This window comes from Trichocoleus sp. DQ-A3 (genome assembly GCF_039961975.1).
GTDB lineage: Bacteria > Cyanobacteriota > Cyanobacteriia > Cyanobacteriales > FACHB-T130 > FACHB-T130.
This window is the reverse complement of record NZ_JAMPKC010000004.1, coordinates 429,820-449,147: the sequence shown is the minus strand read 5'-3', so window position 1 is coordinate 449,147 and position 19,328 is coordinate 429,820. Positions and strand designations below refer to the sequence as shown.

16 protein-coding genes and 1 pseudogene are annotated in these 19,328 nt (G+C 48.3%); 11 read left to right on the top strand and 6 right to left on the bottom strand.

The features are described 5' to 3' along the window. Positions 1-35 precede the first annotated feature (35 nt). The gene (locus tag NDI44_RS10755) at positions 36-644 is read left to right on the top strand and encodes a pseudouridine synthase (RefSeq protein WP_190415615.1); all 609 of its coding nucleotides are present in this window, start codon (positions 36-38) and stop codon (positions 642-644) included. Here the strand turns inward: NDI44_RS10755 and NDI44_RS10750 are convergent. After that, positions 638-802: a hypothetical protein gene (locus NDI44_RS10750; RefSeq protein WP_190415613.1), complete on the bottom strand. Its 165-nt coding sequence runs from the start codon at positions 800-802 to the stop codon at positions 638-640. The genes NDI44_RS10755 and NDI44_RS10750 overlap by 7 nt on opposite strands. Before the next feature lie 66 nt (positions 803-868). Here NDI44_RS10750 and NDI44_RS10745 point away from each other — a divergent pair, with 66 nt between their 5' ends. Both NDI44_RS10745 and NDI44_RS10740 read left to right on the top strand, forming a co-directional pair. After that, complete coding sequence (locus NDI44_RS10745; RefSeq protein ID WP_190415611.1) at positions 869-3,184, top strand: serine/threonine phosphatase; 2,316 nt, start codon at positions 869-871, stop codon at positions 3,182-3,184. 77 nt (positions 3,185-3,261) lie between these two features. Then, positions 3,262-4,536: a protein kinase gene (locus tag NDI44_RS10740; RefSeq protein WP_190415609.1), complete on the top strand. Its 1,275-nt coding sequence runs from the start codon at positions 3,262-3,264 to the stop codon at positions 4,534-4,536. Here NDI44_RS10740 and NDI44_RS10735 read toward each other — a convergent pair. Then, complete coding sequence (locus NDI44_RS10735; RefSeq protein ID WP_190415607.1) at positions 4,533-4,754, bottom strand: DUF4327 family protein; 222 nt, start codon at positions 4,752-4,754, stop codon at positions 4,533-4,535. The two genes, NDI44_RS10740 and NDI44_RS10735, sit on opposite strands and share 4 nt — an antisense overlap. A gap of 312 nt (positions 4,755-5,066) precedes the next feature. Between NDI44_RS10735 and NDI44_RS10730 the strand changes: the two genes are divergently transcribed. After that, complete coding sequence (locus NDI44_RS10730) at positions 5,067-5,951, top strand: lipid kinase (protein WP_190415742.1); 885 nt, start codon at positions 5,067-5,069, stop codon at positions 5,949-5,951. A gap of 19 nt (positions 5,952-5,970) precedes the next feature. Here NDI44_RS10730 and NDI44_RS10725 read toward each other — a convergent pair. Both NDI44_RS10725 and cimA read right to left on the bottom strand, forming a co-directional pair. Continuing rightward, positions 5,971-6,711, bottom strand: a pseudogene (locus NDI44_RS10725) (Uma2 family endonuclease). A 123-nt stretch (positions 6,712-6,834) separates the two neighbouring features. Then, positions 6,835-8,496, bottom strand: a complete 1,662-nt coding sequence (gene cimA, locus NDI44_RS10720) for a citramalate synthase (protein ID WP_190415605.1) — start codon at positions 8,494-8,496, stop codon at positions 6,835-6,837. A 106-nt stretch (positions 8,497-8,602) separates the two neighbouring features. Here cimA and NDI44_RS10715 point away from each other — a divergent pair, with 106 nt between their 5' ends. From NDI44_RS10715 to NDI44_RS10705, 3 genes are read left to right on the top strand one after another with little or no spacing between them, the layout of a single operon-like run. Continuing rightward, positions 8,603-8,941, top strand: coding sequence for a 2Fe-2S iron-sulfur cluster-binding protein (locus tag NDI44_RS10715; protein ID WP_190415603.1), 339 nt, complete (start codon positions 8,603-8,605; stop codon positions 8,939-8,941). 41 nt (positions 8,942-8,982) lie between these two features. Then, a complete protein-coding gene (locus NDI44_RS10710) occupies positions 8,983-9,585 on the top strand; it encodes a hypothetical protein (protein WP_190415602.1) in 603 nt (200 codons plus the stop codon). A gap of 4 nt (positions 9,586-9,589) precedes the next feature. Beyond that, complete coding sequence (locus NDI44_RS10705) at positions 9,590-10,357, top strand: ATP-binding cassette domain-containing protein (RefSeq protein ID WP_190415600.1); 768 nt, start codon at positions 9,590-9,592, stop codon at positions 10,355-10,357. A gap of 92 nt (positions 10,358-10,449) precedes the next feature. Here NDI44_RS10705 and NDI44_RS10700 read toward each other — a convergent pair whose 3' ends face one another. Together NDI44_RS10700 and NDI44_RS10695 are read right to left on the bottom strand one after the other, a co-directional pair. Further along, a complete protein-coding gene (locus tag NDI44_RS10700; RefSeq protein ID WP_190415598.1) occupies positions 10,450-10,848 on the bottom strand; it encodes a biopolymer transporter ExbD in 399 nt (132 codons plus the stop codon). Then, positions 10,832-11,482, bottom strand: coding sequence for a MotA/TolQ/ExbB proton channel family protein (locus NDI44_RS10695; protein WP_190415596.1), 651 nt, complete (start codon positions 11,480-11,482; stop codon positions 10,832-10,834). Before NDI44_RS10695 ends, NDI44_RS10700 begins: the two co-directional genes overlap by 17 nt. 312 nt (positions 11,483-11,794) lie before the next feature. On the opposite strand from NDI44_RS10695, the gene NDI44_RS10690 reads away from it, so the two are divergent. The 4 genes from NDI44_RS10690 (at position 11,795) to NDI44_RS10675 (ending at position 19,315) form a co-directional block, all read left to right on the top strand. Continuing rightward, on the top strand, positions 11,795-13,942 hold the full coding sequence (locus tag NDI44_RS10690; protein ID WP_190415594.1) for an energy transducer TonB: 2,148 nt from the start codon (positions 11,795-11,797) through the stop codon (positions 13,940-13,942). 76 nt (positions 13,943-14,018) lie between these two features. Continuing rightward, the gene (locus tag NDI44_RS10685; protein WP_190415592.1) at positions 14,019-14,729 is read left to right on the top strand and encodes a tetratricopeptide repeat protein; all 711 of its coding nucleotides are present in this window, start codon (positions 14,019-14,021) and stop codon (positions 14,727-14,729) included. Positions 14,730-15,347: 618 nt separating this feature from the next. After that, positions 15,348-17,888, top strand: coding sequence for a TonB-dependent siderophore receptor (locus tag NDI44_RS10680; protein ID WP_190415590.1), 2,541 nt, complete (start codon positions 15,348-15,350; stop codon positions 17,886-17,888). 239 nt (positions 17,889-18,127) lie between these two features. Continuing rightward, positions 18,128-19,315: a PepSY-associated TM helix domain-containing protein gene (locus tag NDI44_RS10675; protein WP_190415588.1), complete on the top strand. Its 1,188-nt coding sequence runs from the start codon at positions 18,128-18,130 to the stop codon at positions 19,313-19,315. Positions 19,316-19,328 lie beyond the last annotated feature (13 nt).

The following is a 19,328-nucleotide window of genomic DNA, read 5'->3' as shown; positions in this document are numbered from 1 at the left end:
AATTACCCATTTTCCAATTCCCAACACCTTGATTTGTGTACCGATATCTGATTTTTTACAAGCCTTATGGCGTCTTAACTCAGTTTACGGACAACACTCCAACTGAGCAGAAACGCAGCACGCTGAAAGATTACATTCCCGTTCCCTCGGTTTATCCAGTCGGTCGTTTGGATTGGGATAGTGAAGGATTGTTGCTGTTGACGAATGACGGGCAAATGCAGCATCGCTTGAGCAATCCTCGATTTGGGCATCCCCGGACTTACTGGGTGCAGGTGGAACGTATTCCGGATGAAGAGGCGCTGAGACATTTGCGCGAAGGTGTGGTTATTCAAGATTACCGGACGCGAAAGGCATTGGTGCAGTTGTTACCCGATGAACCACAACTACCGCCTCGCGATCCACCGATTCGCTTTCGCAAGAATGTGCCGACAGCATGGGTGGAAATGACTTTGACGGAGGGACGGAACCGGCAAGTACGACGGATGACGGCGGCGGTAGGGTTTCCGACGCTGCGGCTGGTGCGAGTTGCGATCGCTCACTTGTCTCTTGTGGGACTGGAACCCGGACAGTGGCGCGATCTAACTTCAATTGAGTTAGAACTATTAAAGAAGCTGTGTCAAACTGATGCTAGTCGCATTCAGTAGTTACGAGTAGCGATCGCGGAAGTAGGTAGCGATCGCGTAATGTAGACGTAGCACGAATCATTGAGGGTGCAAGACGTGCGTATGGCATCCCCGTCTGCTAACGCTGACCTTAAGACTTCTACCCGTTGAAGTTGGAAGCTTCGATTGTGACGTGGCAAACTAGATCGCAGTTACTTTGTCTCCCTTAAGTTAAAACACCACACGGGAATCGAGGAAGTTCCGCCATGCTTGTCTGTCCCCAGTGTCAGTTTGAAAATCCAAATACCAACAAGTTTTGTCAAAAATGTGGAACTTCCCTAACCCACAAAGTTTGCCCTGAATGCACAACTCAAGTGCCATTTAATCTCGTAGAGTGTCCCAAATGTGGTGCCACGACGGGAACGGTGTGGTGGGCAATTCTCTCGAAAGATTTAAACTCGCAAGTCGCCGCAGCCGCCACTCCCACGCTTGGGCAGGAAGCGGCAACATCTGATTCTCGCGAAAATATGGAAGTTGCACATAGCGCTCCGACTGCTGAAACAACACCGTCGTCACCGGCTGCGGCTTCAGACGCAGCTACAATGCCAGCAGACCTTACAGTTGAAGTTGACCTGGACGGGGCAACTGTACCCTTGCCAAACGCTTCAGGGGCCGGGGAGTTGCAGGCAACCTCTTCACTAGAGGAAAACACTTTGTCAGCAAATTCTTCAGCTTCTACAATGTCACCCTCCGCATCTGTTTCATCAACAGATGCTCAGACTCCAATGGCGGAGAACGAATTAACCTCCTCAAGCTCGGCTGCGGACACTTCCACACAGACAACCCCTGAAAATAGCAGTAGCGGGGAAACGACTCAATTAACGCCACAGGTTGTATATTTAGACCCTCAACAGCGTTATCAATTGCTAGACTCCCTACCGACCAATTCGGACAGCGCTGAGGTGATGGTGAGAGTTTTGGATTGCCAGCCGTTCCAAAAAGCTCCGCTGACCGCCATTATGGAGCAGCTACAAGGTGCTGAAGCAGCAAATGCTGCAAGTAGCTCGGAATCGATGTCTCCTTCGGCGGAATCGGTCAAAAACCGTAATTTTATTGACCAGACGCTGAATGTAAATTCTTTAGCCGCCAAAAGTATTCCCAATATTGCACAAGCATATTTGGATTTACAGAATAAGTTGTCCCCGACCCTGCCAGCGATTCACGATGCATGGCAGCAGGACAGAACTTCCGTTGTGCTGTTAGAAGACCGTTCCCAGTGGCCTCTCCTTAATGACTTGGACAATGATGCTCAAATTCCGCTGTTGCAGATTTTGTACTGGCTAGATGAAATGACGAAATTGTGGGTAGCACTAGAACCCTGGCAAATGCGTCAGAGTCTGCTGGAGCTATCAAATCTGCGGGTGGATGAAGATCAGACACTGTGCCTGCAACGCTTGTATAAAGAGCCAGCCAACGCAACCCTGTCACTCGAAAATTTGGGGCAAGTGTGGCAAAAATTATTTGAACTATCAGGGCGATCGCAATTAGATTCTCTGGATCAACTATTGGTTAACCTACAAAGCGGTAAGATTCAAACCCCCTTAGAGCTGAGAGCGCAGCTACAAGCGATCGCTCAAGAACAAGAAGATTCTCAAACCTCAAAAACTCGGATTCAGCCGCCCCTCACCTCAGAAGATCGCGTTCCTGACACCAGCGAGGGCGATGATATGCCTACCATCATCCTACCGATGCAGTTGCTCAGTCTCGACGATGCGGGTACCACGGATATCGGGCGGCAACGCGAACACAATGAAGACAACTTCGGCATCAACACAGAAGTTAAAAAGCAGGAAACTCCACTAGGTCGAACCGTCCAAGCGCGGGGGCTGTATATTCTCTGCGATGGAATGGGAGGACACGCTGGGGGCGAAGTAGCAAGTGTGATGGCGGTGGACACTGTCAGGCGCTATTTCCAAGACAATTGGCAAAACCGTTTACCAACAGAAGACCGCATTCGAGAGGCAGTGCTTTTAGCCAATAAAGCGATTTTTGATATTAACCAACAGCAAGAACGCTCTGGCTCTGGACGAATGGGGACGACCCTTGTCATGGTTTTGATTGAGGATACGAAGGTAGCGATCGCTCATGTTGGGGATAGCCGCCTGTATCGTCTCAGCCGCAAACGCGGTTTAGAACAAATTACAATCGACCACGAAGTGGGTCAACGGGAAATCCAGCGCGGGGTAGACCCTGCCATCGCCTACGATCGACCTGATGCTTACCAGCTGACCCAAGCTTTGGGACCGCGAGACGAAAATTTTGTCCGTCCTGATGTCCAATTTTTGGAACTCAATGAAGATACTTTATTGCTTCTGTGTTCCGATGGTTTATCAGACAACGACCTCATAGAAACTCACTGGCAAACTCACCTTTTGCCTCTCTTAAGTTCTAGAGCCAACCTAGATCAGGGTCTTTTGCAACTCATTGACCTCGCCAATCAGCACAACGGTCACGATAACATCACAGCGGTGGTTATCCGAGCGAAAGTGCGACCAAACCTGGATCAACATCAGATGTTTTAAAAGTTTTGAATTTTGAGTTTTGAGTTTTGAATTCAAACTTAAAACTCAAAACTTAAAACTAATAACTCAAAACTATTATGGTTACGCTGACCCTTCTCGATCCATCGTCTACCTCTCCGCAGCAGTGGAACTTCCAAAGAGCCTCCACGATTCGGATTGGTCGCGCCCCTGATAATGACGTAGTTCTGAATGATGGCATGGTTTCCAGGCACCATCTAGAACTTCGGAGAGTAGGCAACTCATCTAGTAGCAACGGAGGCACCCCATCCGTCCAATGGTTGTTGGTCAATCAAGGCACGAACGGCACCTTTGTCAATGGCATCCTGATTTCTCAGGGGATGGTATCAGATGATTCCCTCATTCAACTGGCGCGAGGAGGCCCGGTACTGAAATTTCAACTCAGTAGCACAGAAGAGCCAGCAACCCTCTCTCAGAAGTCTGGAGAAAGAGCACGCAGTATTCCAATCCCACAGCCAGCAGTCAGTTCTGAAGCAGCTTGTTCTCACGCCGGAAATCCGCCGGGGAATTTGTTCTGCATCCACTGCGGGCAACCTCTAGTAAAGATACATCGCCACATCCGTCAGTATCAGGTGTTGCGGACGCTAGGACAAGGAGGAATGGGCACCACTTACCTTGCCTGGGACCCTGAACGTTTGCGCGGGGAGGCTCTCGTGGTGTTAAAGGAAATGAATGCCGATATGGCACAAAATTCTAAAGCCAGAGAACTCTTTGAACGAGAAGCTCGTACCCTCAAGACACTGCATCATTCAGGGATTCCGCAGTATTATGACTTTTTTGTAGAGGCTGGCAAGAAATACCTGGCAATGGAGCTGATCCAAGGCGAGGATTTAGAAAAGCGCACCTATCTAAAGGGACCAGTACATCTCAAACAGGCGATTGAGTGGATGATTCAAGCCTGTGACATCTTGGGCTATATCCACAGTCAAGATCCGCCCCTCATTCACCGGGACATTAAACCGGCAAATTTGATGGTGCGCTTTCGGGACAATCAGGTGGTTGTATTGGATTTTGGGGCAGTCAAAGAAATTGGCACGCCACCAGGCACACGCATTGGTGCCCCAGATTATAGCGCCCCAGAACAAGATCGGGGTCAGCCAGTGACACAATCAGATTTATATGCAATCGGGCCGACCCTAATTTTTCTATTAAGTGGTGAAAGCCCCCAAAAGTTTTATAAACGAAAGGGGATGGGTTACAGATTCAATGTCGAAGGGATGCCGACAATTACACCCCAACTGCGGATAGTGATAGAGAAAGTGACAGAACCCCGACCGAGCGATCGCTATCAATCAGCATGGGAACTTTCCCAAGCTTTAACCGCCTGCCTTTAATCCTCGTCTTCCCAAGCTTCAACCGCCAGCAGTTCGCTGACTGGATCTTGCATGGTAAATCCAAATTCCAAGAGTTCTTTTTTCCAGTAAGACCACTCATCTCCATAGAGGAGAGCGATTTTCCAGAGTTTATCTGTGGGCTTGATAATATTCGATGTTACAAGTGAATGCATTTGACGCTGCATTTTCACCATTGGGTGAATTACTTGCTGAGTCATAGGGTCTAGAAATCAGTTTTGTAAATACTACGAAGTAAAAAAGCTTCCCGCTTCTGAGATTTAATGCGTAGAATTCTATGCGCTAGGGAAGCAATCCTTTATCCTTGTAGCGTATATTAGGGTATTCTGGCAAGTGTTTTGACAAGTTTTGTACGGAAATTACTACCGTCGCATCCCCTAAGAGCGATTGGAAGCTCCTTTGCAACACAACTAGACAGTATCGCAGGCTGCAATCGGAAGCATATACTTGAGGCTGGGAGGATTGGGGTAATTTCTTTCTACCAATGACCGATTTCCCTCAAAACAATGCAAATGAGTCAGCGGGCACTGCTGTTAGTGAATCCGAATGCTCGACGAGGTCAAGACGCCAGACGGCAAGCAGTTCAACAATTGAAACAACTGGGTTTTGAACTAGTAGAGGAAAAGAGTGAAAATCCCAAGCAGTTTTCTGAACTTATTCGGAAACACTGCCAACAGGTTGATTTGGTCATCATTGGGGGTGGAGATGGCAGTGTCAATGCAGCAGTCGAAGGATTGCTAGATACTGACTTACCTTTGGCAATTTTGCCTTTAGGCACCGCCAATAATCTGGCAAGAACCCTAAATATTCCCCAGTCGCTGCCAGAAGCTTGTCAAATCATTGCCAATGGTCAAATTCAACGGATTGACTTGGGCTGGGTGAACGGACAGTATTTTTTCAATATTGCCAGTCTGGGACTGAGTGCAGAAGTAAACCGCAGAGTCTCCAAAAGATTGAAGCGGCATTGGGGCGTTTTTGCTTATATTGCTACAGCAGTGCAAGTTATTTCGACTGTGCGACCGTTTTGGGTTGATATCCACTGGGAAGGTCAGTCTATCGAAGTAAAAACTTTGCAGATTACGGTGGGGAATGGTCGCTATTACGGCAGTGGCTTAGTGATTGCGGATGATGCCACCATTGACGACCAAAGGCTGGATCTGCATAGTTTGGAAATTCAGCATTGGTGGGAAACCCTGCCGTTGGTATTTGCTGCTTTGCGGGGAAAATCTGCGATAGGTAGGGGGGTGCGTACCATCCAGGGTAAAGACATTGAGTTATATACTCGAAAACCTTATCCAATTAATACCGATGGGGAAAGAACAACGGAGACGCCAGCCCGATTTCGGGTGATTCCGCAAGTTCTATCGGTTTTTGTGCCGTCATCTAGCAAAAGATAGATAGGGTAAGAGCGATCGCTTACTGTAGATCGATACCGAGCGATCGCAGTCGTTCAGCCAATCGTTCGGCGCGTTGTCGTTCTTGTTCTAGTTGGGATTGAGCCTGTTGAGCCTGCGCTTGAGCTTGCTGAGCTTGCACTTGAGCCTGTTGAGCGGCTTCTACTGCCTGTTGAGCGGCTTCTTCTGGGGTCGGTACGCAATCGCCTTCTGGAGTAAAGTAGCGTAGCTGTCCCTGTTCTACGCCCAGATACAAGCCTAGCTCCTCACTCCAACGCCAGCCCTTTTCATTTGGGGCAATTTCCTGATATTGATTTCCCATCAATCGAAAACCTTGAAATTCCAGCGTATCTGGGGAAAACCAGAAATATTCCGGCGTGCGGAAGCGGTCTTAATACAAGTCTTTCTTCAAACTGCGGTCTGTCGTGGCGGTAGAAGTTGATAGCAACTCGATAATCAAATTGGGATACTTGCCATCTTCTTCCCACACCACCCAAGCATTGCGAGGAGATTTTTGGGTCTGTTTGACCAAGAAGAAATCGGGACCCCGAAAATCACGATTTCTCAGTTGTTGCCGACTAAAATAAATCGTGAGATTGGCACCGATAAAAAAATCCTCTCTTTCGCGCCACAGCCATTCCAGACAAGTGACAAGCAACAGCAGTTGCATATAATGCAAAGAGCTTTCCATTTCTGGCTCATCACTATACAGTTGGCTAGCGTCGGGCATCATTGCATCTAGTTGCTGGGCAGTTAAAGTCATCTTCTCTCCCTCGCACTGGTTTAGCTTTATTGTGGCGGATGAGAATGCGATCGCGCCTGAGGATTTTCTCATCACGCGATCGCCATCAAAACTTATCGAGAAAGACGTAAGTTACTCTGGTTTCTACAATTGTGTCGTTGCAACTTCTGTCGTCCGACTTGCTGAAGATTGCAACAGCAAACCGTACTCAATTCCCTCGACGACTGCCTGATAAGAAGCTTCCAGAATATTGCTAGAAACCCCTACAGTTGCCCAGCGCTGATGACCATTGCTAGATTCCACGAGAACGCGAGTTTTGGCTGAAGTCCCGGCACCACTGTCGAGAATCCGCACTTTGTAGTCAGTCAAGTGAAATACAGCAATTTCTGGATAGAAATTGACTAAAGCTTTGCGTAATGCAGCATCCAACGCCGAAACGGGACCATTTGCTTCCGCAGCTTCCAAAATATCTTTGCCATTGACAGCAACTTTCACCGTGGCAAGGGCGTTTGCATTCCTGACAATATCGCAGTGGACTTGAAAACCCTTGAGTTCAAACATTTGCTGCCGTTGTCCCAGTGCCTCGCGCATCAGCAAATCGAAACTTGCTTCTGCTGCCTCAAACTGATAGCCTTCATTTTCCAGTTCCTTAAGGCGGCGTAAAAGTTGGCGACAGGCGGGATCTTGCTTATCTAGGTCAATGCCAAAGCTGCGAGCCTTTGCCAAAATATTACTTAATCCAGCTTGGTCGGAAATGACAATTCGACGCTCGTTGCCGACTTGTTCTGGCTGAATATGTTCGTAAGTTAACGGGTTGCGCTCAACCGCTGAAACGTGGATGCCGCCTTTGTGAGCAAAGGCAGAACGACCCACAAAGGGTGCGTGTTCATCGGGAGCAAGATTGACGACTTCGCTGATTGAACGACTGGCAGCTGTCAGATGTAGCAGTTGTTCGTCTTGAATACAGTCATATCCCAGTTTGAGTTGCAAATTGGGAATCACAGAGCAAAGGTTAGCATTCCCGCAGCGTTCGCCGTAGCCGTTGATTGTGCCTTGCACCATTCTGGCTCCTTCCATGACGGCTGCTAAAGCATTCGCTACCGCTGTATCAGAATCATTGTGCGTGTGAATGCCGAGCAGGGGGAGGTTTTGAGTTTTGAACTCACTGTTGGCTTCTGACTGCTGAGCGCTGATTCCGATTACACTGGCGACATCCCGGACAATTTGGCTAATTTCGTGGGGAAGCGTGCCGCCATTGGTGTCGCAGAAAACGAGCCATTCTGCACCGGCTGCGATCGCGGTTTCTAAGGTCTTAAGCGCATAATCCCGATTGTGCTTATAGCCATCAAACCAGTGTTCCGCATCGTAAATCACCCGCCGCCCCTGACTGCGGAGATATTCAATCGTATCTCCAATCATCGCCAGATTTTCTTCTAAGCTGGTCTTCAGACCCTCTGTAACCTGTAGATCCCAGGATTTGCCAAATATCGTCACCCAGCGCGTTCCCGCCGCGAGAATGGGCTGCAACATCGGATCTTCTGCCGCAGTTGTATGGGGACGACGAGTAGAACAAAAAGCGACAACTTCCGCTGAGGAAAGCGGTTCTTCCTTTAATTGCCAAAAAAATTGTACATCTTTGGGATTCGCCCCAGGCCAACCGCCCTCAATAAACGGAACACCCAACTTATCTAGCTTTCGGGCAATTCGCAACTTGTCTTCGAGTGACAGGGATAGCCCTTCGCGTTGGGCACCGTCGCGCAATGTCGTGTCGTAAATCCAAATTCGGTTTGTTTGATCTGAGTGCATGGGAAGTTGTCGCCGAGGGAGAAAATTTAACAGCTAATTTTGTAAAGAACTGTAAAAATAAAGTGAAGATAAATCGTCACTCAAGAGGCTCGTTGAATCCATCATTATGCCAAAGGTAACAGCTCAAGGAAAAACGTTTGAGTGCAACACGGGGGCTAATCTGCGTAAAGTGCTATTGGAAAATGGCATTGACCTCTACAATGGCAAGGCAAAAATCATTAACTGCCAGGGAATTGGTACCTGTGGCACCTGTGCAGTGGCAGTAGAAGGAAACGTTTCCGAAGCCAATTGGAAAGATAAAACCCGGCGATCGCTTCCTCCTCATTCTCCCACGGCAAACCGTCGCTTAGCTTGTCAAACCCAGGTTTTAGGAGATGTCAAAGTAACCAAATTTGATGGATTTTGGGGACAAGGCACTCAAACGGTTTGGACGCCGCAAAAATAAAACAATTTCAGTTTTAAATTTTAGATTTTGGGTTATAAAGCGTGTCACAAAATCTTGATTTACAGTCGGAATCAGCCCAGCCGGAATCAGCGCAATCCAGTCATTTCGTTTTTCGCATTTCCCCCCTGATTCGCATCACGTTGATAGCACTTTACCTGGCACTGACGATTCCGCTACCGTTTTTTTCACAGGCATCTGCGTCACCCGTACCGCCTTGGTTGCTGTGGCTGGGAATTGCTTTAGGGTTAGTCCCGTTATCTGGCGTCCTCAGCGAACGAGTGATTGTGGATGATGAAAAAATCCAGGTCACTTATCCTCGCTGGGTTCCCGGTTTCTTCCGCAAGGGTTGGTCGTTAGCTTGGGCAGAAGTCAAAGATTTAAAATTTCGCTCGACAGGGCAAGGTGGAATCGTTTATTACTTTATAAGTAAGTCAGAGCAAAAAGCTTATTTGCTACCGATGCGGGTCGTTGGCTTTGCTCGGTTAGTTAAACTGGTGGAAGACAAGACGGGAATTGATACAACTGATGTTCGTCCTTTGTCTCAACCTTGGATGTATATAATTTTGTTAGTGTTCTCGCTGCTGCTTTTTGTTACAGATGCGTGGACAATTTGGATGGCGACTACACAAGGACAATTGACATAATTTTTTGAACTACGAAGACACGAAAGCACAAAAAAATTTGCTGCGGCTGGAAAGGGTAAGTCTTGCAGCGCCAGTTGGTTCGCAGTATTTATTGAAGGAGATTTCGTTTGAGGTCTTTCCGGGCGATCGCTTGTGTTTAATTGGCCCTTCTGGTGCCGGAAAAACCTCGCTGTTGCGACTATTAAACCGGCTATTAGAACCCACTGCTGGCACAATTTATCTAGAAAATCAAGATTATCGAAAGCTTCCAGTTATTCCGTTGCGGCGGCAGGTAATGCTAGTTTCTCAAGAACCAAAACTTTTGGGAATGACTGTTAGAGATGCCTTAGCTTATCCTCTGGTTTTGCAAGGTGCCACAAAACAGGTAATTCAGCAGCAATTGCTCACATGGAGCGAGCAACTACACATCCCAGAAGATTGGTTAGGGCGGACAGAAGTGCAACTGTCGCAAGGACAACGGCAATTGATAGGAATTGCCCGTGCCCTCGTTGTCCAACCTAAAATTTTATTACTTGATGAACCAACATCTGCCCTAGATGCGGGTCGTGCTGCTTACGTCCTGCAAGTATTAACGCAAGTTTGCAACGAGGGAAAAACGACAGTGGTGATGGTCAATCACCAGTTAGATTTAGCCCAAATTTTTTGCAATCGGGTTTTGTATTTGCAGGATGGGCAGTTGCTTGAGGATGTCTCAGCAACGCAACTAGACTGGGCTAATTTACGCGATCGCTTCATCCAAGCGGAAGCCCAAGCCGCCCAAGATTGGGGTTAAAAAGAGTTGTCATGAGTGATGAGTCATTAGTTAGTAACAACAAACTAATGACTATCGACTGATAACGAATAATCTTTTACCCAATGGACGGATTATTTCTTCGTAGCGATCGCTAATTTTGCACCTTTAACTTTACGCAATTGATCCATCACTGCCACGACTTGACCGTGATTGACTCCTTCATCAGCATTTAGCACGACAAGGGTTTCCTGCTCAGATGGAATTAGCGATCGCACTCCTGTTTCCAGTTCCTCTAAATCAATGGGCTGGCGGTTGAGTGCGATTTCTCCCTCCTCGTCAATTGACACCGTTACAGGTGTCGATTTTTGAGCTTGTCCGGTCGCTGCTTTCGGCAAATTTACCGATAGCCCTTCTGAACGGGTCAAAAACAGCGTGGACATGATGAAAAAAGTGAGAATAGCGAAGATCACATCGATCATCGGCACGATGTTGATCTGCACTGGGATATCCGGCTCATCGGGTAGTCGCATAAGAAGGCTCTCCTTTTTCATAACGGCGGCGGTATAAGAGTTCTAACTGACCGCCGTACTCTTGAATGTGTGCCGATTGCCTCTGATAGAACCCTCGAAAGGCATTGGAGAATACAAGGACAAAAATAGCAACAATTAACCCGCTGGCGGTGGAAACTAACGCCTCGCTAATCCCTGCTGTAACACCAACTGTCTGGCTGCCTCCTACGCTCCCTAGCGTCAGTGAGGCAAAGGAGGTAATCAATCCCAAAACCGTTCCCAGCAACCCCAACAGAGGGGAAAGGGCGATAATCGTTTCAAACACCACATTGAATCGCTTCAATCCCGGTAACTCTGCTTGCGCTTCACTTTCCAACGCTAATCGAAATTCTTCTGGATTGGGTTGTTCCAGTTCCAATGCTGCCAAAAAGATTCGCGCAATCGGCAAGTCAACATTCTGCTTTAGCCGATGCACAGCAGCTTCGGGATCGTGCTGATAAAGCTTCATCACATCTCGGACAACCCGACCTTGCCGTCGGTTAATGCGATACCAAAATCTTGAACGCTCTATTACGAGAGCGATCGCTAATATAGAAAATGCTAGGAGTGGCCACATGACCACGCCGCCCGCCGCAAAAAGATTACTAATTCCCATCTAAGTTTCTCTAGGGCACTCAACAAGGCTTAGCCTACCAGCTTACTTGAGTCTTAAAGCTGATAGAAGTTCTCAAGAGAAATTAAACCTAATGAGAATCTATGTCAAGCAGTTCTCCACAACTTGGGGAATAATGATTTTTATTAAGTAATTTTAACGGAACTGTTGAAAAGGTTGAGAAGCCTATCAAGGAAAGGTTTGGAGAGGGTTTGGCTAAGGTGATGACAGCCCATTTTCCTGGTTCTCCCTCTTGACATTTACTTCAGTGCATCTTACCTTGACCAAACAAGTGCAAATAACTTGCAATAATATATGGGCTTGTCAACTGTTGCTGTTCAGCAGCGAGAAAAAGAAGAAGAGGCTCTGAGGTCTTTTATTGCCTATAGCCTTATCGGTTCCCTAGCACTCCATATAGGGGCGTTGGCGACGAGCAATCGTTGGGTGAAAACATCTGACATCATTGCACAAGAGCCAATGGAAGTTGTGGTTCTCGATCCTGAGAATCTTGAAGCTTTGGAACCAGAGGAAGATACACCAAAAGAAGATCAACAAGAGCAGACGCCATCGGCAGCAAGTTCAGTTGCAGCCGGAGGTTCTCGCATACTTACGGGTTCTAGGCAGGAATCGGAAGAAGGTTCAGTTGCAGCAGAGAGTTCGAGTCAAAGCAGTACACCCGATACCAGTGCTGCTGCGCCAACATCTCAACCTCGTACGGAACCAAAAGCGATCGCTCGCTCTCCACTAGTAGCGTCGCAACCCGCGCCTACACGCCCTGAAGTGGTACCGCAGCCAGTGCGACAGCCGCTTGCAGTAAATTTACCTCCGTTCCGACCCTCTCAAACGCCCAAACGAGTCGAGCAACGAGTCGATCCCGATCGAGTGGCAAGCGTGCCACCCACACCAGTAGAAAAGACGTCTTTGGAACGCACTGACGAACCCAATCGAACAAGTAACTCGCAGCCGATTCCCCAGCCTAGATCGGTTGCCGTTGCGCCGTCTTCACAAAATGACAAGCCAGCAGCGCCAACACAAGCGAGTCCATCTTTCCAGCAACAAACATCTGAAAGATTTAGAGATTTGGTTAGAGGAATCACTGGCTCCAGACAAACTCAAGAAAGTGCAGGAAATAGTGGCAGTCAAACTGATAAAAGCAGTGCTGTCGGCGGATCTACTGTTGCAAGCGGATTGGGAAGCCTGCTAGGCAGTGGTTCTGGGACGGGCAGCAGCACTCAAGGCTCAGGACAAGGAAGCGGTACCGGCAATGGCTTGGGTACCGGCAATGGCTTAGGTACCGGCAGTGGCTCTGGTAGAGGCAATGGCTTGGGTACAGGTACAGGCAATGGTTCGGGCAATGGCTTGGGTACGGGTACAGGCAATGGTTCGGGCAATGGCTCAGGTATCGGCAATGGCTTAGGTACCGGCAGTGGCTCTGGTAGAGGCACTGGCACCAGCAAAGAACCGGGAAGCGGAAGGGATGTAGCGATAGTTCCAGAAAATTTCAAACCGAGAACCGAGCTAAGACAGAGGGATGAAGAACGTCCTTCGAGAAGATCGGGATCGAGCCGAATCGGTTGCGTTAAATGTGACAAGCCCGACTATCCAAGCAATGCGAGACGGCAAGGCGTCGAAGGCGCATCCAAGGTCAGTGTTGATGTTGACGACAAAGGGAATGTCACCAATGTTCGGCTGTCGCGTTCCAGCGGTAACAGCGAACTTGATGAAGCTGCTGTGAGAGCGGCAAGAAATTGGAAGTTCAGTTCTTCCTCTGGTAGACGACAGGGGGTTGTGGCTTCAGTTGATTTTCAGCTAGAAGGATCGGAGCGATCGCGTCGTTCTCGGGAACGTCGTCGCACAGAATCGGCATCTTCCAGCCGTAGCTCGGAGTCATCGACTCCCCGGCGGCGGCGGCGTTTGGAAACAGCATCTTCTTCCACGAGTGCCTCGGAAACACGCCGGATTAGTCGGCGGCGGCGTTTGGAAACGGCTTCTTCTTCCACGAGTGCCTCGGAAACGCCGCGTCGTTCTCGGCGGAGGCGTCTGGAAACAGCATCTTCTTCCACCAGTGCCTCGGAAACACGCCGGATTAGTCGGCGGCGGCGTTTGGAAACAGCATCTTCTTCCACAAGTGCGTCGGAAACACGCCGGATTAGTCGGCGACGGCGTCTGGAAACAGCATCTTCTTCCAGGAGTGCCTCAGAAACGCCGCGTCGTTCTCGGCGGCGGGTCGAATCTGCGGCTGCCAGTCCGTCCCAGCAAGCCCCACGGGCACGGCGGCGGCGGGTCGAATCTGCCTCTAGTTCGACCTCTAGACCGTCACGGCAAGCCCCACGGGCGCGGCGGCAGCGGCGTCTGGAAGCCGGTTCAGCAAGTCAGGCACAACAAGCTCCACGGGCGCGGCGGCGGAGAGCTGCACCTTCCTCAGCAGAATCATCGGGTTCAGCTACTACGAACAATGAATAATTGCCTCTCAACCAGAGTGGGTATAGACTCTTGAACTGATTGTTGAATACCCAATCACTCGTCACTAAGTAGATTTATGAACATCAAGACAGCGATCGCAATTCTAGGAGTTGTTATCGGAGTGGGTGGAGTGAACCCTGTAGTTCGTGCCCAAACTAAACCATCCCCCACTCCTACCAGTCCTCAAATCAAACCATCCCCCGCTCCTACTAGTCCCCAAATTAAACCGTCTGCTCCTACCAGTCCTCAAATTAAACCGCCTGCGTCTACCAGTCCTCAAATTAAACCACCTGCTCCCAGCAGTCCCCGCCTCCAAGGGAATCCTGAGGCGCTGCTCCAACAGGGTTTGGACAAACTTGATGCGGGAGACTACAAGGCAGCCGTCGATCTGTTGTCGAAGGTGCTAGAAGTAAATCCCAATGATACGGAAGCTTACTATAACCGAGCCGTAGCTCTTGTTGAGCTAGAGGACTACGAGAAAGCGATCGCTGATTACAGCAAAGTGTTGCAACTCGATCCCAAGGATGATGAAGCTTATTTGAATCGAGGACTAGCTCGGACTGAGTTAGAAGACGACGCCGGAGCGATCGCTGATTACAGCGAAGTTATCAAACTGAAGCCCGATCAAGCAGAAGCTTACTATCAGCGAGGAATCGCTTATGCTCAGCTAGAGGAAGATAATAAAGCGATTGAAGACCTTCAGAAAGCCTCTGAACTCTTTGCTACGCAAGGCAAGCCAGATGAGTCCAAAGAAGCACTGGCGCTGATCAAAAAACTTCAGCCATAGCCTGAATCGAGAGGCTGAGCGACGCTCAGCCTCTCAGCGTTTTTTTGAATTTGATGTGATAGATTTTTGACCTGCGCCGCCGCTTCAGGAGTCGCGCTTCAGGAGTCACTAAGTGTGTTAGGGTTTTTTCGCTGATTTTTCAGACACTCTAGTTTCGCGTGTAGAGTTGGCGCGTGTAGAGTTGGCGCGTGTAGAGATTGGCTGCGATCGCCCTCGTGATTTCTCTAGGACTCAATATTTTGTAGCCATCGGATCTATTAACAAAGCGAAAAGCAATCGTTCTCCACTCTAAACCAGCCTGCTGGTGGATTAAATTCGCCTTTCTTGAATAACTTTCTTAATTAGAGAAAACACTTTTATGAGGTTTTGTCAATTATTCGCTTGCTTAACTTCTTTAACCAATGTTTAAAGAAGTTAAGCTTGAGCCAATTACTGAAGAACAAATGCCCAAAACTAGCCATTTGTCAATCTTTCTCTTAGGCGATGCCTCTAAATTTTTCCACTTGACTTTTGCACAGGCGTCGTTTTATCTTAACCACACTAATGATAATTACTTGCAATAAAAATCAGGCTTGTTAACCAAGACCTGGGTGCATAAATTAGGTGTGTGGAAACGGAATGAAACTACAGCAATTACTTCCTGGCTTGTTGCTCGCAGGCTCAGTTGTCATGACAGTGGCTCAGCCAGTACGGGCTGATATCGTAGTAACAGGTGTGCAACTCAACTCAACACCCGACGGCTTGCAAGTGATTTTGCAGACGACAAATGGAGCAGCGCCCCAAGTGGTCACATCCAGCTATGACCAAACCCTGCTCATTGACCTGCTTAACGCCCAGCTAAGCCTTCCAGAAGGGGATACGTTTACTCAGGACAACCCAGCTTTCGGCATAACTTCTTTAACCGTAAACCGCTTGTATGGCAACAGTGTTCGGGTAACGATCAAAGGCGTCGCAGAACTACCAGTCGCAGAGGTCGTGCCGAGTCCGCAAGGAGTGGTACTCAGCTTAACAACCGCCTCCGAAACAGCAGAGGCTTCCCCTCCTAACCAAACGCCAGAGACGACTGACTTTGAGCCTTCTGAGTCGCCCCAGACCCCTTCAGAGGCTGAACCTGGTGACGAAACCCAACCAGATACAGATGCTTCAGTTGAAGAGCCAGAAGAAATTGAAATAGTAGTGACGGGTCAGCAAGAAGGCGGATATAGAGTCATCGACGCCACAACCGCCACGCGAACCGATACACCCTTGCGCGACGTTCCTCAGTCGATTCAGGTTGTCCCTCAGCAGGTGATTGAAGATCAACAAGTCGTAAGAATCACAGAAGCCGCACGCAACGTCAGTGGCGTTGTGCGAAGCGAGGGTTATGGAGGCGCTACTGATAACTACACCATCCGGGGATTTGCCATCTCCAGTAACCTGAGAAATGGTTTCAGCGATGGCGGTTTTTACTCATTAACGGATGTCGCCAACATCGAACGAGTCGAAGTTCTCAAAGGGCCAGCTTCGGTGCTTTATGGTCAGATTGAACCGGGTGGTGTTGTGAATTACATCACCAAGCAACCGCTGAGCGAACCTTATTATGCCGCTTCATTTACGGCTGGAAGTTACGACTTCTATCGCCCATCGATAGATATTTCTGGCCCCCTCGATCCTGACAAAAATGTATTGTATCGATTGAATGTTGCCTATGAGAATTCAGGTAGTTTTAGAGATTTCGTAGACAGCGAGCTTTTCGTGGTTGCACCTGTCTTAAGCTTCAAGATTACCGATAAAACTACCTTAACCCTGGAGTATGAGTACCTGGATCTCGATCGAACTTTCGACCGAGCCTTTCCACCGCTAACTGCGATGTTTGATCTTCCCATTAGTCGTTATTTAGGAGAACCCAACGACAGTTACAACCATAGAAGCCATAAAGCTAGTTATGTTCTGGATCACCGTTTTAGCGAAAATTGGCGGCTCCGGAATGCTTTTTCAGCTCAAATCGTTGATACAGAGCGTAAAAATGTCCAAGCACGTACCTTCCAATTAGAGGGAGATGGACGCACCTTACGACGAAGATATAATGACTCTGATGAAAACAGAGAAGATTATTCTCTGCAAACAGACTTGGTAGGCAAATTTAATACTGGCTCGATTAATCATCAACTTCTCATTGGGCTTGAGTTAAGTAAAATTAGAAATGGCTACACATTACGCAGAGCGTCTTTTCCTTCAATTGATATTTACAATCCAGTTTACGGGTTTCCTCGTCCAAACAGTTTCGGTGACGCCTTTGGCAGAGAAGAAAACACTAATACGTTAGGTATCTATGTACAAGACCAGATAACATTGTTGCCAAATCTGAAATTATTGATTGGCGGTCGATTTGATTCGGTCGATCTTGACATCGAAGATGTTTCAGACGCTTTGAATGGAAGCGAAGCTGAAAAATCCAGCCGTTACTTTGAAGCCTTTTCACCCCGTGTTGGAATTGTTTATCAGCCGATAGAACCGATTTCACTCTATGCCAGTTACAGCCGCTCTTTTCGACCAAATATTTTTGCTTTTACGTCGAACGGACAGCTAATAGAACCTGAAAGAGGTACCCAATACGAAGCCGGAATTAAAGGCGAATTCTTAGATGGAAGATTGTCTACGACGCTGGCAGCCTACCAGATAACCAAGACAAACGTTGCCACGACAGATCCCAATGATACTGACTTCTCGATTGCAGCGGGAGAAGTGAAGAGTCGGGGCATTGAATTGGACGTGAGGGGAGAAATTACACCCGGTTGGAATGTTATTGCATCTTATGCCCATATGGATGCTTTTGTTAGCAAAGATGAGAGCATTCCTGAAGGGGACGAATTGGTTAACGCGCCAAATAATAGCGCTAGCTTGTGGATGACTTATGAATTCCAAAGAGGTGCTTTGCAAGGGTTAGGTTTTGGAGCTGGAGTATATTTCGTGGGGGCGCGGGAAGCGGAGCTTCCAAATACCATCGAAATCCCTTCGTATTTGAGAACTGATGCCGCTATCTTCTATCGGCGGAACAATTACCGCGCTGCTCTGAATATCAAGAATCTCTTTGATATCAAATATTACGATTCTCAGGGCTTCTTAGTTTACCCCGGAGCGCCTTTAACTTTGTTGGGGACATTTGGGGTGGAATTTTGATGTTTTAGGCTCTGGCTAAGCGGTTAATCTGGTATCCTCAACGCCATTCTGGTTAAAGCTCAATACTTTTCGATGAGTAAGTTTCATTGCTCGGAGATCCTCCCAACCGCCTTTTTTGAGGGGGACTATGTTTCTCTATTTGTTCAGCTCTATTTGAGAGGAACTAGCCTTACTGAAAAGTATTAGATTAAACCCGCCCTGAGGAAGCCAGAAGACAAAATTCAAAGGAAGTCTTGCTGATGAAATTACGCAAACTTGCATTGATACTGCACCGCTATGTGGGTGTAATATTCGGTCTTCTGATACTTGTAATCGGATTGACGGGAAGCGCTTTAGTCTTTCACGAAGAGATCGATCGCGCTCTCAATTCCCATTTACATCAGGTTGCTCTGCAAGGCGAATCGGCTTCTGAGAGCCTGCGCGATCGCATATCCCCAGATTCAGCTTTACAGATCGTCCGCTCAGCCTATCCAGACTTGACGCTGTCTTATATCGATCTGCCGCGAAAGCCAGACTCGGTATACACGGTGGGGATGGAATCAAAGAAGGATGAGTTTATCTACGCTTACGTTAACCCCTACACTGGAGCGATCCTCGGCACACAACAGTGGGGACGCACGTTGATGACTTTCGTGTATGACATCCACTTCTCTCTCCTCGCTGGCAAGGTTGGCGAGAAAGTCGTTGGGATTTGTGGCTTGTTGCTGTTGCTGCTGAGCGTCTCTGGGATGATTTTATGGTCTGGTTGGAGAAGGCTCCTTTCCGGCTTCCAGATCAGGTGGCAAGCTCCCTGGCAGCTGGTCAACTATGACCTCCATAAGGTCGGGGGTATCGTGTCTGCTGTGTTTCTGCTCCTGATTGCTTCCACAGGAGCCGCAATGATTTTTCACGCGGAAACCGAACCAGCAATCTACTGGCTAACACAGATGCCACAACCTACTCCCTTAACGTCCACACCTCAAGTGGGCAAGTCACCTTTGACACTCAAAGAAATTTTGCCCAAAGCTGATGCGGCGTTGCCAGAAGGCAAAACCACCTTCATTTCTCTTGCTAGTAAACCGGATGGAATCGTCAGGGTCACGAAGAAATTGCCCCAGGAAATCCGCCCAGATGGTCGTAGCCGTGTCTATCTCGACCAGTACAGCGGGAAGGTCTTGCGGGTGGAAAATGCGCTGACAGTACCTTTAGGAACCCGGATTATGAATGAGCTGTTTACTTTGCACATTGGGATTTATGGTGGGCTAGGAATGCGGATTTTGTATGTGTTCGTTGGCTTGACACCCACCGTTCTATTTATCACTGGCTTTTTGATGTGGCGACAACGCCAGTGGGCGATCGCTCGTCGTCAAGAAGCGATCCGCCAGAGTCAGGGAATCCCGGAACCTCGCCCGAAAATCTACCCAACAACTGAAGTGCCTTGGATTTGAGGCGGGTGGCAAT